This window comes from Streptomyces coffeae (assembly GCF_016741875.1).
In the GTDB taxonomy this organism is placed as follows: domain Bacteria; phylum Actinomycetota; class Actinomycetes; order Streptomycetales; family Streptomycetaceae; genus Streptomyces; species Streptomyces coffeae.
Genome location: NZ_JAERRF010000003.1, coordinates 17,546 through 31,738 on the forward strand (window position 1 = coordinate 17,546; position 14,193 = coordinate 31,738).

Genomic DNA, 14,193 nt, shown 5'->3' on the forward strand with positions numbered 1-14,193 from the left:
CCCACCCCCGTCGTACCCCGCCCGTAGAATCGGAAGCACTGTGTCCGAGAACTCCACTGCCCCCGAATCCCCCGCGCAGCCACGCACCCTGCCGACGCCGCGCGACCGCGGCGAGCCGATGTTCCCCGGCGGTCCCGTCGCCGATCCCGCGGGCTCGCACCACGAGCGCCGGATCCGTTCCTTCCGCCCCCGTCGCGGCCGTGTCACCCTCGGCCAGGGCGAGGCGCTGCGCCGCCTGTGGCCGCAGTGGGGCTTGGACATCGACGGAATGCGCCGTATCGACCTCGGTGAGCTGTTCCGCACCGAGGGGACCGGAAGCCCCAAAGCGACCGGGGGCGCCGAGGGCAGCGCGGGTGCCGAAGGGTCCGAGGGCGCCGCGGGGGCGCCGCGCCCCGACCTCCCCGTCGTGCTGGAGATCGGCTTCGGCATGGGCGAGGCCACCGCGCAGATGGCCGCCGCCGACCCCGGCACCGGCATCCTCGCCGCCGACGTCCACACCCCCGGCCAGGGCAATCTGCTCGCGCTCGCCGAGCGGAACGGCCTGACCAACATCCGGGTCGCGAACGGCGACGCGATCATCCTGCTGCGCGAGATGCTGGCGCCCGCCGCCCTCTCCGGGCTGCGGATCTTCTTCCCCGACCCCTGGCCGAAGAAGCGGCACCACAAGCGCCGACTGGTCCAGCCCGAGTTCATCGAACTCGCCGCCACCCGGCTGAAGCCCGGTGCGCTGCTGCACTGCGCGACCGACTGGGAGCCGTACGCCGAGCAGATGCTCGAGGTCCTCACCGCGAGCCCCGCCTTCGACAACACCCAGCCCGACGGCGGCTACAGCCCCCGCCCGGACTTCCGTCCGCGAACCAAGTTCGAAGGCCAGGGGCTGGACAAGGGGCATCGGGTCCACGACCTGATCTTCCGCCGCAACGACACATAGCGACCCCGAGGGGATGGGCATAATCCCCCAGTCCGCCACGCCCCCTTTCGTTAGGGTCGGTTGAGTGCATCATCAGTCCCAGCCCCCTCAGCAGCCGCCCGGACCGCCGCCGGCCGCGCCGCCGACGGCGCCGGCCGACAGGCCGTACGGCCCGGCCTACGACGCGCCGTACGGTCAGCAGCCGTGGTTCGACGGAGCGACCGCCCCGGCGGGCTGGCCGCATCCACCGCGCCGCCGTCTGTGGGGCAGGCACGGCCGCCTCGGCACCCTCTGGGACAACAAGTCGCTGCGCGCCACCGCGCTGGTGCTGCTGCTCTCGGTCTCCGGCCTGGTCATCCTGGCGCTGGTGCGCGAGCAGACCGGCACCAAGGGGTTCCTGGTGGGGCTCGGCCTCGCCGTACTGCCCGTACCGCTGATCATCGCGGCGTTCCGCTGGGTGGACCGCGTCGAGCCGAAACCCTGGCGGAACCTCCTCTTCGCGTTCGCCTGGGGGGCATGCGCCGCGACGCTGGTCGCGCTGATCGCCAACGGCTTCGCGACCGAGTGGCTGATGACCACCATCGATTCCTCGTCCGCCTCCCGCCGGACCGACGCGAACACCTGGGGCGCCACCCTCGTCGCCCCGTTCGTGGAGGAGAGCGCCAAGGCGGCCGCCGTGCTGCTGCTCTTCCTCTTCCGCCGCCGCGACTTCAACGGGATCATGGACGGTGTCGTCGTCGCCGGAATCACCGCCACCGGCTTCGCCTTCACCGAGAACATCCTCTATCTCGGCTCGGCCTTCGTCAGTGACCAGGAGTTCGGCTACTCCGGGATACGGTCCACCACCGCGGCGACCTTCTTCATCCGCGGCGTGGTGTCCCCCTTCGCGCATCCGCTCTTCACCGCCATGACCGGTGTGGGCTTCGGCATAGCCGCGGCGGCGGCCCGCCATCAGCGCGCCCGCCGCGCCCTGGTGCCGATCGCGGCGCTGCTGGCGGCGATGGTGCTGCACGGCGTGTGGAACGGCTCGGCGACGCTCGGGGGGTACGGCTTCATCACCGTCTACCTCCTGTTCATGGTCCCGGTCTTCGGGCTGCTGACCTGGCTCACGATCTGGTCCCGCGGCAAGGAACTGCGCGCCATACAGGAACAGCTCAGCGCGTATCAGGCGGCGGGCTGGCTCACCCCGCCCGAGCCGGTCGCCCTGGGGTCGATACGGGCCCGCGGCATAGCCCGTGACCTCGCACGGCGCACCGGTGGCACGGCGGCGGCCCGCACGGTCGCCGAGTACACCGCCTACGCGACCTCCCTGGCCTTCCTGCGGCGGCGCGCCCACCGGGGCATGGCGGGGCCGGACTTCACCGCCCAGGAGAAGCAACTGCTGGACCGCCTCTGGGAGCGGCGGGAGGCGGCACAGCCGGCGCTGGCGCACGCGGCTCTGGCGGTGCCGATCCGACGACCGCGCCCGGTCCCCCGGCCGGTGCCGGGGGCGGTGCCCCCGGCGTTCTGGCCCACGGCGCCGTACGGCGGGTACGGAGCGGGCGGGTACGGGGCTGCCAGCTACGGATACGGGTACGGGGGGCAGCAGACGTACGCGGGGCAGGCGGCGTACGGAGCCCAGGCGGCGTACGGGGCCCAGTCCCCGTACGGGGCGCAGCCCGGCGGGCAGCCTCCGGGGGCACAGCAGCCGCAGAGCGGACAGACGCCGCACAGCGGGCAAACGCCGCCGGGCGCACCGCAGACCGCCCCTCCGCCGTATGTTCCGCAGGCGCGTCCGACCTGGTCATTTCCCTATGGATCCGGGGGTCCGCAAAGTCATGTGTAACCTTCCGCCCGTTTTCAACGTGCTCCTTAGTAGAAGCGGGGAGCACGCGGGGGGCGCGGGGAACACATGTGGGCACCAACACATCGATCACAACCGTCACATCCACCGGCGCATCCGGATGTCGACCAGTTCTACGCGGCCCCGGCGAAGCGGCCGGCGCCCGCGGTCCATGCGGCGGCGAGCGGAGATGCTCCTGCCCGGCAGCGCTGGGACCGGCTGACCGCCGAAGGCGACCTGCGTCCTGCCATCAACTCCTGGCCCCGCGCCCGTAACCGGATGCGGGCCACTTTCCGGCACGGTCCGCCCGCCGATCTCCCCGATCTCGCCCCCGACGGGGCGGCGCTGATCCATGCCCTGCGCCGCGGGAAGCCCGTCGGCTCCACCGACCAGGGCCGGATCCCCCTGCTCGACCTCTCGCCCGGCTGCCGTCCGGACGGCCCGAAGCCCCTGACCCGGCGCAGCCGTGCCCACGGCTCGCAGCGGTCGAGCCGTCATGGCTGCGGCACCCGCCACACGACCAACGCCGGTACGAGCGAGCGCCAGACCACGGAGGTCTTCACCGCTCCGGAGAAGACGCTCACGAAGCAGTGCGTCCGGCGCGGTCTCAAGGCGAGCACGGGCCCGCCGGGCACATCTCCGTCCGGCGGACCGTGGCCACGCACACCCGGCACTCCAGCGCCGCACAGCAGCACGCGCAGGTCGCCCTGACGCCCTCGGGCGCCGCGGTCGCCGTTCTCCAGGCCACGCCCCCTCAGCATCCGCCGCTTCTCCCCGTCCCCATGAGCACAACCGCGACGAAGCGCAGCGGCGTTGCCGACTCACACTTCCCACCACACCCACAAGAGGTTTGCTTTGATCTCCGTACGCTCACTCCGCATCGTCGCGGTGCCCTCGCTCGCCGTCGCCCTCCTCGCCGCCTGCTCCGGCTCGTCCGACAAGGTGGACCCGGCCAAGGCCAAGCCCGCCCGGATATCCATCACCCCGAACAGCGACTCCGACGCGATAGCCCCCAACGCCAAGGTCAAGGTGACCGCCTCCCACGGCACCCTCACCAAGGTCCGCATCACCCCCGACGGTGCGGGCTCCCAGGCCGTCTCGGTGACCGGCTCGCTCTCCTCCGGCAAGGACAGCTGGCGCTCCAACCGGCCCATGACACCGGGCACCACCTACACCGTCGAGGCCACCGCCACCAACGCCGCGGGCCGCACCGCCACCCAGCGCTCCACCTTCCGCACCCGCGCCGCCCAGCAGGTCAACGGCGTCACCGTCACCCCCTCCAACAACACCACCGTCGGCGTCGGCCAGCCGGTCTCCGTGGCCTTCGACCACCCGGTCACCGACAAGGCCGCGGTCGAGCGCCAGCTCTCCGTCTCCACCTCACCCAAGACCGAGGGCTCCTGGGGCTGGACCAAGGACCCGCTCACCGGCACCGAGCGCGTCGACTGGCGCCCCAAGACCTACTGGAACAAGGGCACCAAGGTCACCCTCCGCGCCCGCCTCAGCGGCGTGGACACCGGCAACTCCCGTTATCTCCGCCGCGATGTCAACAGCACCTTCACCATCGGCACGGCCCGTGTCTCCAAGGTCGACCTCAACAAGCACACCATGACCGTCTTCGAGGACGGCAAGCAGCAGAAGTCCATCCCGATCTCCGGTGGCCAGCCCGCCTACCCCACCTGGAACGGCAAGATGGTCGTCCTCGACAAGGCCCCCATGGTCCGTATGACCAGCGAATCCGTCGACATAGCCGACCCCTACAACAAGGACGTCCCCTGGGCCGTCCACCTCACCACCTCCGGCACCTACGCCCACGCCGCCCCGTGGAACGAGGGCCGCGGCTACTTCGGCCGCTCCAACCAGTCCCACGGCTGCGTCGGCATGTCCGAAGCCGACGGCAAGTGGTTCTACGACCGCGCCACCCGCGGCGACCTCGTCGAGGTCACCGGCTCCACCCGCGCAACGGTCGCCACCGGCAACGGCATCGGCGACTGGAACCTCTCCTACGCGGCCTGGCAGAAGCTCAGCGCCCTGCGTTGAGTTCTCTGACGTCTGTGGGCAGCTACTTCCGGGCGAAGGTAGCTGCCCACAGTCCGTTGTGCGACGGATCGTTACTGCACGTCGACCATTCCCCATCCCACCGCCATGGGCGAACCCGCCCATCCCTCCACGGTCTTCCAGATGGACGCGATACCGCGCTGTTCGAGGTAGGGCGCATACGCCTCGATGTCCTCGGTGAAGAGCCCCAGCAGGTATGGCTCTGGGCGCTCCTGCTGGGCGTAGAGAAAATGCCTGTACTCAAAGAGCTGGCTCAGCGCCTCACGCACGGCCCTGGTGGGGTTGCCGCGCTTGACGGTCTTGGCCTCCACCAGCCACTCCGTACCGCCTCGCCGGAGCACAAGGTCCTTGGGGTGCATCTTCTCGGTGATCGGAACGAATCCCCGCGGCTCGATGTATCGACCGAAGCCATCGATCAGGTTCTCGTGGTCCCGCGTGACCGTGATCGTTCGCTGAGCGATATGCGCTACATAGTCACCGCCGTCCTTGGGACGAAAGCCGTCGAGTCCCTCGAACTCAGCACCGGGATCAGAGACAAAGCCGGTCGTACGAAGCCCCTTCGACGTCTCCTCGTCCTTGAGCAACTTCTCTACCGAGGCAGCGTGCTGAAGGAGCTCGGCCATGTACCACAGGTCCTCACGGAGACTGGTCTCCGTCGGCATGGCGGTCGTGCTGTAGGTCCGAGCTGCCACGCTTCCCGCTTCATAGGACAGCGCCCGCGATAGCTTGCACCTGAACTCGGGGCAGTCCTCCCACCCTGCTCTCAGGCCCTTCGGGAGCCCCTGCTGCAATGTCTCGGCCCTGCTCCGCAGATAGGTGCGGCGCTTCTCCCCCTCGCCGAGCTTGCCCTTGAGTGACGTCACGCCCTGTTGGAGAGTCAGCGTCACCGTCGCAAGGTCGGCCGCAAAGATGTAGGCAAGGTAGAGCCCCTGCTTCGGGTCCCGGGTAATGGCCGGGTCATAGACGCCGATCCAGGGTGTCCGGCTAGCGCCGCCGCTTCCCCCGTTGCCTTCCGCCTCAAAACCTCCTGGCAGGAGGGGCTTCCACTCAGCCCCTGCGGCACGCAGCAGATCCTGCGCGCGCACCCCTGAGGACGTCCCCTTCCCTGCGTCATAGGTGAGGGCAATCTCAAGGAGCAGACCACGTATGTCCATGCTCAAGAACTATGCATGAACGGTCGGACAGCAACTTGAGTGATCACATACGGTCATGGTGGGTGCACACCCGACAGGATCTCCCATCGATCTACCTGAGGACTGTCGGACATCGCTGATAGAACGACACATGAATGAGTGAACGAGGAGCTGCTGCATGGCCGATGCCTTCACAGACCCCGCAAGTCCCGTACCGGGCCTCTATGAGCGACTCATTACCGATCGCATCGAGCACCAACTCAAGGCGTTAGATCCCGACGGCTGGAAGATCATCGAGCAAGGGGTCGGCGAGCACTCCTCGCCCCATGTGTTGGCTCGACACATCGCAGAGACCGTCCAGCAGGTCTTCACGGCCCTGCCACACGATGAGCAACTCATCGCTGCGAACCGCATCCTCGAATCGATCAGCACCCTGGCCGGAGCCAAGCAGTGGGTTGACCTCATCGCGGACGGACCCCGGCAGTTGATCGCCATCGCCGCGCAAGAGGCACCCGGCGTCTACAGCGTGCGCCCTGCAACGCCGCTCTCCGAGACGGCCCTCATCACCAACTCCCCCGAAGATCCCAACCTCGGCTTTGAGCTACGGGCCGAGTTGGCCACCGCTGACCGCGTGGATCTGCTGTGCGCGTTTGTGAAATGGCATGGCCTCCGTGTTCTGGAAGAGCCACTCAAGGCCGCTCGCGATCGAGGGGTGCCGATCCGCGTCATCACCACCACCTACATCGGGGCGACCGAACGTCGTGCGCTAGATCGGCTGGTCAGGGATTTCCATGCCGAGGTCAAGGTCAACTACGAAGTGCGGTCCACGCGTCTCCACGCGAAGGCATGGCTCTTCCGTCGCAACAGCGGCTATGACACCGCATATGTGGGGAGTTCCAACCTTTCGAAGGCTGCTCTCCTCGATGGATTGGAATGGAACGTACGACTCTCCTCGATAGCGACTCCCGCCGTGATGAAGAAGTTTGAGGCAACGTTTGACTCCTACTGGAGTGACCCCACCTTTGAAGCATATGACCCGGATAGCGACGGCGCCCGGCTTCTCGAGGCCCTCTCACTAGCTAGCGGGAAACGGCAGAACGACACCCAGACCATCAGTCTTGCCGGGCTTGAGGTACGCCCATATCCTCACCAACAAGACATGCTCGAACGACTTGCCATCGAGCGTGAGATCCACGGTCGTCACCGGAACCTGCTCGTCGCCGCAACCGGCACCGGCAAGACGGTCATGGCAGCCCTTGACTACCAGTCTCTCGTCAGAGCTAACCGAGGTCGGCGCCCAAGCCTTCTCTTCGTGGCCCATCGTCAGGAGATACTGAAGCAGTCACTGCGTACGTACCAGCATGTGCTGAACGATGCGAATTTCGGCGAGCTCATGGTGGGCGGCGAAGTCCCCGATGACTGGACACATGTCTTCGCTAGCGTCCAATCCCTCAATGCCCGCTCCCCAGAGCATTTCGCTCCCGATCACTTCGACATTGTGGTCATTGATGAGTTTCATCATGGGGTCTCACCGACCTACCGACGCATCATTGATCACTTCAAGCCGACCGAACTCCTCGGCCTGACCGCCACACCCGAGCGCATGGACGGCAAAAACGTCCAAGATGAGTTTTTCGACGGCCATATCGCTGCGGAGATGCGACTCTGGGAGGCATTGGAGAACGAACTCCTAAGCCCCTTCCACTATTTCGGGATTGCCGACAACACCGACCTCGATGGACTCACCTGGAAGCAGGGGTCCTATGTCATAAGCGAGCTCAACGAGCTCTACACGGGGAACCACGCCCGCGCCCGGCTCATCGTGAGGGCCGTGGCCGAGAAGGTGACGGACCCTGGGGCCATGCGGGCACTCGGGTTCTGCGTCACTGTGGCGCACGCCCACTTCATGGCGGACTTCTTCTGTCAGGCCGGCATCAAAGCCAAAGCCCTCGATGGGTCCACCCCCACCACAGAGCGCGCCCAGGCCCTTGCAGAACTCCGCGATGGGCGGGTGCAGATCCTCTTTTCCGTTGACCTCTTCAACGAAGGTCTTGACATTCCCGATGTGGACACGCTCCTCCTGCTGCGGCCCACGTCCAGCGCCACCGTGTTCCTCCAGCAACTTGGCCGTGGCCTACGCCGCACACCGGACAAGGCCGTGCTCACGGTCCTTGACTTCATCGGCCAACACCGCAAGGAATTCCGCTTCGAAGAGCAGTTCCGCGCGCTGACCAACTTCACGCGCAACCGGCTTACCGAGCATATGGAGCGTGACTTCCCACAGCTCCCTTCTGGCTGCCAGATCATCCTGGACCGCAAATCGAAGCAGCGGATCCTGGACAACATCAGGAGCCAGATCAACGTCAACGTACGGCAGTTGACCCAAGAGGTCGCTGCCTACGCTGAGCCGCGTCTTGACGCATATCTGCGAGAGAGTCGCCGAGAGTTGAAGGAGCTCTACCGTGCCAACAACTCATGGACCCGCCTCCTGAGGCGGGCCAACCTCCTCACTCAAGATGCTCCCGAGGGCGAGGAGCAACTCCTCAAGCGCGTGTCAGCATTTCTCCACGTGGACGACCCACAGCGGGTGCATGCGTATCGGCGCATCCTGGCTGACAATGCACCTGACTACGACGAACTCAATGCGACGGAGCAAGCGTACGCACGTATGCTCTTCTTCTCGATCTGGCCCCTCGGGGGTGGATTCTCCACCTACGCGGATGGATTTGATTCCCTGCGCAAGCAGAGCGCATTCCGAAGCGAGCTGCGACAAGTCCTCGCCTGCAACGCGGAGCACACCGACCACTACCCCATTCCGCTCCTCGGCGAGCACAGTGGGGTGCCACTCACCATCCACGCTTCGTATAGCCGCGAAGAGATCCTGCCCGCTCTTCGCCAGGCAGACGTCAACGGCTTCCTACCGGGACACTTTCGCGAGGGGGTGAAGTGGTGTGAGGACGTGCAAACCGATGCACTGCTGATCACTCTGGAGAAGGACGACAAGGACTTCTCACCGCAGACCCGCTACAAGGACTACGCCATGAGCCCGGCGCGGTTCCACTGGGAGTCACAGAACCAGACGTCGGAAGCGTCACCCACGGGCCAGCGCTATCAGCATCACAAGGAGCGCGGATCACATGTCCTGCTCTTCGTCCGGCGCTACAAGAAGACAGACATAGGTGGCCCACAGCCGTGGATGTTGCTCGGCCCCGCCGAGTACGAGTCTCACGAAGGCAGTAAGCCCATGGGGATCGTCTGGCGGCTACAGCAAGAACTGCCTGCCGACGTCTGGACCTACTCGGCCATCGCAGCGGGGTAACTTCCCCGTTCGCTCAACCGACCGCATCGCCCCGTGACTCGAAATGCATCTGTGCACGGTCCAATGCGGTGTCAGGGTCCCGCCCATGCGCACGGAACCAGTGGAGGAGGTCCGCGATGAGAGTGATCGCGGCCTCCTCGACCCCTACCAACTCCAGTCGCGTCGCTGCCGCACTGGAGCCTGCCTGGCCGTAGAGCGTAAGTACTGCCTCTGCACGGTGGACTTGAGGGCTATCGACATGGCCATCTGTGTGGCTGAGATCAGTGCCAAGCTCGCACCAGGTGGTCTTACCGGTCTCGGTCGGGATCACCCCCCATCGATCCGATACCGCTGTGACCAAGGTCAGCCCCCGACCGGACTCAGCCGTCTTGGGCACGCTCAGCAGCGTGGGCAACGCGCTCCTGTCGGGGTCGTGAACCTCGATACGCAGGTCAGTGTCGTTCATGGCAACAGCCAGGGTCGTCGGAGTGCCGACACCTACGTGCCTGATGACGTTGGCGACGAGTTCGGTCACGCAGATCTGTGCCGCACCGACGTGATCAGAAAGCCCCCATAACTCCAGGTGTGTTCGCACGATCCGTCGCAGGGCAGCGACTTCACCGGGTACCGCGAGGAAGGGAAGGTCCCACGCCTTCCGTGACATGCACTGTTTGATCATCATGCGCGTCAGCCCCTTGCTGTTCGACCATCACTCGATCACCGATTGCAATGAATCGATGGCGCTTAGTTACTCCATGTGAAAGCATGGCAGTGCACATCCCTCCATGCAATGTGCATATACGGATTCGCTCGATCGAGTGACTGACGAGGGCCCAGCCGCCCGCAAGACTGAACGACCCTGACAACTGGAGGAGTTCGCGTGCCTGGATCACCCACCGCTCGACGACGCCGCCTGGCGATCGAGCTCAGGAAGCTCCGCGAGGAGCATCAGCTCACGTGCAATCAAGTGGGCAAGGCACTGGACTGGAGCGGTTCGAAGGTCAACCGCCTCGAGACCGGTCAGGGTCGTGTACAGCCATCGGACGTTGATGCACTCTGTCGCTTCTACGGAACGTCGGATGAACTTCGCGAACTCCTCAAGGACCTCGCCAAGCAATCGAAGATGCGTGGTTGGTGGCATGCTTATGGCAATGCCGTCCCCGACTGGTTCTCGGTCTACGTTGGGCTCGAACAGGCGGCCTCGGGGCTACGGACGTACGAGTGCGAGTTCGTCCCCGGTCTGCTTCAAACGGCTGACTATGCTCGTGAACTCCACCTCGCCACGCCTCCTTCAGATGCAGACGAGGTTGAGCGCTTGATCAGCGTACGGCTGGAGCGGCAAGAACTGCTCACCAGCACCACACCGCCCGACCTGTGGGCCATCGTGCACGAAAGTGTGCTGCGACATGTGATCGGCAGCCCGAAGGTCATGCGCGGCCAGTTCGAGCTCCTCCTGAAGATGGGGGAGCTGAAGAACATCACCATCCAGGTACTGCCGTTCGATGCTGGAAGCTACCCCGCTGCCGGAGCGTTCACCATCTTGGAGTTCCCAGAGCAGGGCGATCCCGATGTCGTGTACCGCGATGGCTTGACGGACGCTGTGTATCTTGAGCGTCCGGAAGACATTGCTCGATACACAAAGGCGTTTGACAACCTCCGTGCCTTGTCCTTGAGTCCTCAGCGATCGGCCGATCTGATCAGACAGGCGACGTAAGGGCTGACCGATGACTGAGATACCACCTCTCATGTGGCACAAGAGCAGCTACAGCAATGGTGCTGGCGGCAACTGTGTAGAGACTGCGCGTCTCGAGGACGAACAGACGGCTGTGCGGGACTCCAAAGATCGGGGCGGACCCGTGCTGGCGTTCTCGCACCGGGCCTGGGGGGACTTTCTCGCCGCCATGCGAGGCGGGCGTCTGGGCTGAGGTGTAGTTCACCGCGGTCATTGTGGAGTGCGGGTCGGTTGCGGGTGAGGGCTGCGTAGGGTCGGGCTCAGGAAGCTCGGAGTGGAGGTTGGAGATGGCTGGAGTTCCGGCGGGCGTGGTGGCCGCGGGTGGGTTGGTCGGTGGGTACGGGGTGGCCCGGTGGACCAAGAAGCGGCCCCTGGGTGGGGTGGCGCTGGCGGCGGCTGGGGTGGTGGCCGCCCGGGGGTGGCGGGAGAAGGCCGGGAACGGGACGGCGGCCGCGCTGAGCGGGATGTACGTCGCCGCGTTCGCCGGGTCGCACCCTCTTGCCAAGAAGGTCGGGGCCTGGCCGTCGGTGTTCGCCGTCGCCGGTGGGGTCGCCCTCGCGTCCTGGGCGCTCGCCGACCGGCGTTCGTAGGGTCCCCGTTCGGTCGCGGCGGGCGGAGTCGGTTTCCGCCCGCCGCGCTCGGCTCAGGCCGAAGCCGTCGTCAGCAGGTCCAGCTCCTGCTGGGTCAGGTCGAGGTCCGCCGCTGCCAACAGGGGCGGGAGTTGGGTGAGGGTGCGGGCGCTGGCGATCGGGGCGGCGACCGTGGGCTGGGCGGCGAGCCAGGCGAGGGCGACCGTGGCGAGCTCGGCGCCGTGGTGCGCGGCGACCTCGTCGAGGGCGGCGAGGACCTTCTTCCCGCGCTCCGTCTCCAGGTGCTTGGCCGCGCCCGCGGAGCGCGAGCTGTCGACCGCGCTGCCGGGGCGGTACTTGCCGGTGAGGAAACCGGTGGCGAGCGCGTAATAAGGGACGGTCGCCACACCGTGGCGGGTGACCACATCGGCGAGCGCGCCCTCGAAGGTGTCGCGTGAGACCAGGTTGTAGTGGGGCTGGAGGGCGGCGTAACGGGCCAGGCCCTCCTGGGTGGAGAAGGTCAGGAAGGAGTCGAGCCGCTCGGCGCTGACGTTGGAGGCCCCGATCTCACGGACCTTGCCCTCCCGGACCAGTGCGTCCAGGGTGGTGGCGATCTCCTCCACCGACACCGACGGGTCGTCGTAGTGGGTGTAGTAGAGGTCGATGTAGTCGGTGCGCAAACGCCGGAGGGAGTCCTCGATACCGGACCTGATGGCGGCCGGGGACAGTCCGCGGGGCTCCGGGCGGCCGCCGCCGACCTTGGTGGCGAGGACGATGTCGGAGCGGTTGCCGCGGGAGGCGAACCAGTTGCCGAGGATGGTCTCGGACTCGCCGCCCTGATTGCCGGGCGCCCAGACCGAGTAGACATCGGCCGTGTCGATGAAGTTGCCGCCCGCCGCGGCGTAGGCGTCGAGCACCGTGAAGGACTCGGCCTCGTCCGCGGTCCAGCCGAAGACGTTCCCGCCGAGGGAGAGCGGGGAGACGGAAAGGTCACCGATCTTCTGCTTGTTGTCAGCCATGCGTTACCTCAACGCCCTTACGGGTGGCCTTGTTCCGGGGGCGGAGGTGCCGGGGGTTCCGGGGCGCTCCCCCGCGTTCCTCGCACAACCGGCGGCCCTGGCGTCAAGGGGGGAGAGAGCGCCAGGGCCGCCGGAGTATCAGGGGAGCAGGCGTATCAGGGGTTTATGCCGTGGTCGCGCAGCCAGGGCATCGGGTCGATCGGGGAGCCGCCGCCGGGGCGCACCTCGAGGTGGAGGTGCGGACCGGTCACATTGCCGGTGGCGCCGACACGGCCGATCACATCACCGGTGCTCACTTTGCCCGAGGTGACCACCATGGACGACAGGTGGCAGTACCAGATCTCGGTGCCGTCATCGAGCTTGAGCACGATGCGGTAGCCGTACGAACCGGCCCAGCCCGCCTGGGTGATGGTGCCGCTGTGCACCGCCTTGGCGGGAGTGCCGGTCGGGGCGGCGAAGTCCTGGCCGGTGTGGTCGGCGGACCACATGTCGCCGGCCTGGCCGAAACCCGCGGTGAGGGTGTAGGAGGCGACGGGGAGGGTGTACGCGGCGGCCAGCTTGGCGCGGCGCTCGGCCTCGGCCTTGCGCTCGGCGGCCTCCCTGGCCTTGCGCTCGGCTTCCTTCTTCGCCGCCGCGGCCTTGGCCTTCCGCTCCGCCGCCTCCTCGGCGGCCTTGTCCGCGGCCTGCTGGGCGGCGGCCTTGGCCTTCGCGGCGGCGGCCTTCGCGGCGGCGGTCCGCTCGTCCTCGTCGGCGGCGGTCTGCTGGTTCTCGGCCTGCTGGAGGATGCGGGCGCGCAGCGCCTCACCGGCGTCGGTGGTGCCGCTCGCCTCGTCCTGGGAGGTCAGTCCGGCCTGAGAGAGGGGGGCCGCGCTGGTGGTCGCGGAATCGTCGTCGTCGGAGACCAGCGAACCGATGCCGGGAATGTCCTTGGCGTCCGGGAGCTTGTCCTCGACCGCGTTGGCGACATGGGCGAGGTCGGGCATGGATATGGGGGCCGCCGGACGGTCCTTGGCGCTCGCCATCCCGCCCGCGCCGACCGCCGCGATGACACCGACGCCGAGGACGGCGCCGCTGCGCGCCATGGTCCCGCCCCGCTGCTTCACCACGCGATGCCGGCCGCGCAGGGAGATGGACTCCTCGGTGGGGTTCCACTCCTCCCAGGTCTCGTCGTCGAAATCCGGACCCGCCGGGCCGTAGACGTCGTCCACCGCGTACTCCTCGCCGTCACCGTCGGCGGCGAAGTCCCCCTCGGTGGCGAATCCGCCACCGGGCCTCGTGCCTCCCCTGGCATCGAACCCGGGGCCATAGGCGGTGGCGGAGCCGGGACCGAAGCCCGACGCACGGTATGGAGCCTCGTCCAGGACAGACCTGTTGGACGCCACGGGGGCGCACTCCTTTCCTTCCCTCTCGCCTACCGGGTTAGCTGACGGGTTCGGAGCAGGAAGGTCTCCTACGGGTCAGGTTCGACCCGATTCACCCCAAGGTGGTGGTTCCCCGGTTCCCTTGGTGCTTTTGTGGTGCAGTGGTGCTGCTGCCGCAGTGCGTTACGGGATTCGGCGACGGCGCACGGTGCCGTCCTGGCGACGGTTGTGACGACCGCGCTGCGTTATCGAACGTTAATAGAGAGCGCTATGTGATTCCAAGCTGTTCTG

The 14,193-nt window shown here is 66.9% G+C and carries 12 protein-coding genes and 1 riboswitch; of the genes, 8 read left to right on the forward strand and 4 right to left on the reverse strand.

Annotated features, from left to right (window positions below):
- Positions 1-118: 118 nt before the first annotated feature.
- From trmB to JK363_RS04735, 4 genes are all read left to right on the forward strand, one after another.
- Positions 119-931 (forward strand): tRNA (guanosine(46)-N7)-methyltransferase TrmB, encoded by an 813-nt coding sequence (gene trmB / locus JK363_RS04720; protein ID WP_215910562.1) that lies wholly within the window; start codon positions 119-121, stop codon positions 929-931.
- A 64-nt stretch (positions 932-995) separates the two neighbouring features.
- On the forward strand, positions 996-2,735 hold the full coding sequence (locus JK363_RS04725) for a PrsW family intramembrane metalloprotease (protein ID WP_201871746.1): 1,740 nt from the start codon (positions 996-998) through the stop codon (positions 2,733-2,735).
- A gap of 66 nt (positions 2,736-2,801) precedes the next feature.
- The gene (locus tag JK363_RS04730; protein WP_201871747.1) at positions 2,802-3,443 is read left to right on the forward strand and encodes a hypothetical protein; all 642 of its coding nucleotides are present in this window, start codon (positions 2,802-2,804) and stop codon (positions 3,441-3,443) included.
- Between the two features lie 144 nt (positions 3,444-3,587).
- A complete protein-coding gene (locus tag JK363_RS04735; RefSeq protein WP_201871753.1) occupies positions 3,588-4,772 on the forward strand; it encodes a L,D-transpeptidase in 1,185 nt (394 codons plus the stop codon).
- A gap of 71 nt (positions 4,773-4,843) precedes the next feature.
- Here the strand turns inward: JK363_RS04735 and JK363_RS04740 are convergent, their stop codons facing one another.
- A complete protein-coding gene (locus JK363_RS04740) occupies positions 4,844-5,944 on the reverse strand; it encodes an MrcB family domain-containing protein (protein WP_201871755.1) in 1,101 nt (366 codons plus the stop codon).
- Between the two features lie 157 nt (positions 5,945-6,101).
- Here JK363_RS04740 and JK363_RS04745 point away from each other — a divergent pair, with 157 nt between their 5' ends.
- Positions 6,102-9,242 (forward strand): DEAD/DEAH box helicase, encoded by a 3,141-nt coding sequence (locus JK363_RS04745; RefSeq protein ID WP_201871756.1) that lies wholly within the window; start codon positions 6,102-6,104, stop codon positions 9,240-9,242.
- A gap of 13 nt (positions 9,243-9,255) precedes the next feature.
- Here JK363_RS04745 and JK363_RS04750 read toward each other — a convergent pair whose 3' ends face one another.
- Complete coding sequence (locus JK363_RS04750; protein WP_201871757.1) at positions 9,256-9,903, reverse strand: ATP-binding protein; 648 nt, start codon at positions 9,901-9,903, stop codon at positions 9,256-9,258.
- A 198-nt stretch (positions 9,904-10,101) separates the two neighbouring features.
- On the opposite strand from JK363_RS04750, the gene JK363_RS04755 reads away from it, so the two are divergent.
- From JK363_RS04755 to JK363_RS04765, 3 genes are all read left to right on the forward strand, one after another.
- Positions 10,102-10,935, forward strand: coding sequence for a helix-turn-helix domain-containing protein (locus JK363_RS04755; RefSeq protein WP_201871758.1), 834 nt, complete (start codon positions 10,102-10,104; stop codon positions 10,933-10,935).
- Positions 10,936-10,966: 31 nt separating this feature from the next.
- On the forward strand, positions 10,967-11,146 hold the full coding sequence (locus JK363_RS04760; protein ID WP_307821613.1) for a DUF397 domain-containing protein: 180 nt from the start codon (positions 10,967-10,969) through the stop codon (positions 11,144-11,146).
- A 94-nt stretch (positions 11,147-11,240) separates the two neighbouring features.
- Positions 11,241-11,543, forward strand: a complete 303-nt coding sequence (locus tag JK363_RS04765; RefSeq protein ID WP_201871760.1) for a hypothetical protein — start codon at positions 11,241-11,243, stop codon at positions 11,541-11,543.
- 53 nt (positions 11,544-11,596) lie between these two features.
- On the opposite strand, the gene JK363_RS04770 is transcribed toward JK363_RS04765, so the two are convergent.
- Positions 11,597-12,541 (reverse strand): aldo/keto reductase, encoded by a 945-nt coding sequence (locus JK363_RS04770; protein WP_201871762.1) that lies wholly within the window; start codon positions 12,539-12,541, stop codon positions 11,597-11,599.
- Between the two features lie 155 nt (positions 12,542-12,696).
- On the reverse strand, positions 12,697-13,923 hold the full coding sequence (locus tag JK363_RS04775) for a M23 family metallopeptidase (RefSeq protein ID WP_201871764.1): 1,227 nt from the start codon (positions 13,921-13,923) through the stop codon (positions 12,697-12,699).
- Positions 13,924-13,934: 11 nt separating this feature from the next.
- A riboswitch (cyclic di-AMP (ydaO/yuaA leader) is annotated at positions 13,935-14,060 on the reverse strand.
- Positions 14,061-14,193 lie beyond the last annotated feature (133 nt).

Coding starts and splice junctions, on each gene's coding strand:
- trmB (WP_215910562.1), top strand. CDS start 119: ATGTTCCCCGGCGGTCCCGTCGCCGATCCCGCGGGCTCGCACCACGAG.
- JK363_RS04730 (WP_201871747.1), top strand. CDS start 2,802: ATGTGGGCACCAACACATCGATCACAACCGTCACATCCACCGGCGCAT.
- JK363_RS04740 (WP_201871755.1), bottom strand. CDS start 5,944: ATGGACATACGTGGTCTGCTCCTTGAGATTGCCCTCACCTATGACGCA.
- JK363_RS04745 (WP_201871756.1), top strand. CDS start 6,102: ATGGCCGATGCCTTCACAGACCCCGCAAGTCCCGTACCGGGCCTCTAT.
- JK363_RS04750 (WP_201871757.1), bottom strand. CDS start 9,903: ATGATGATCAAACAGTGCATGTCACGGAAGGCGTGGGACCTTCCCTTC.
- JK363_RS04760 (WP_307821613.1), top strand. CDS start 10,967: ATGTGGCACAAGAGCAGCTACAGCAATGGTGCTGGCGGCAACTGTGTA.
- JK363_RS04765 (WP_201871760.1), top strand. CDS start 11,241: ATGGCTGGAGTTCCGGCGGGCGTGGTGGCCGCGGGTGGGTTGGTCGGT.
- JK363_RS04770 (WP_201871762.1), bottom strand. CDS start 12,541: ATGGCTGACAACAAGCAGAAGATCGGTGACCTTTCCGTCTCCCCGCTC.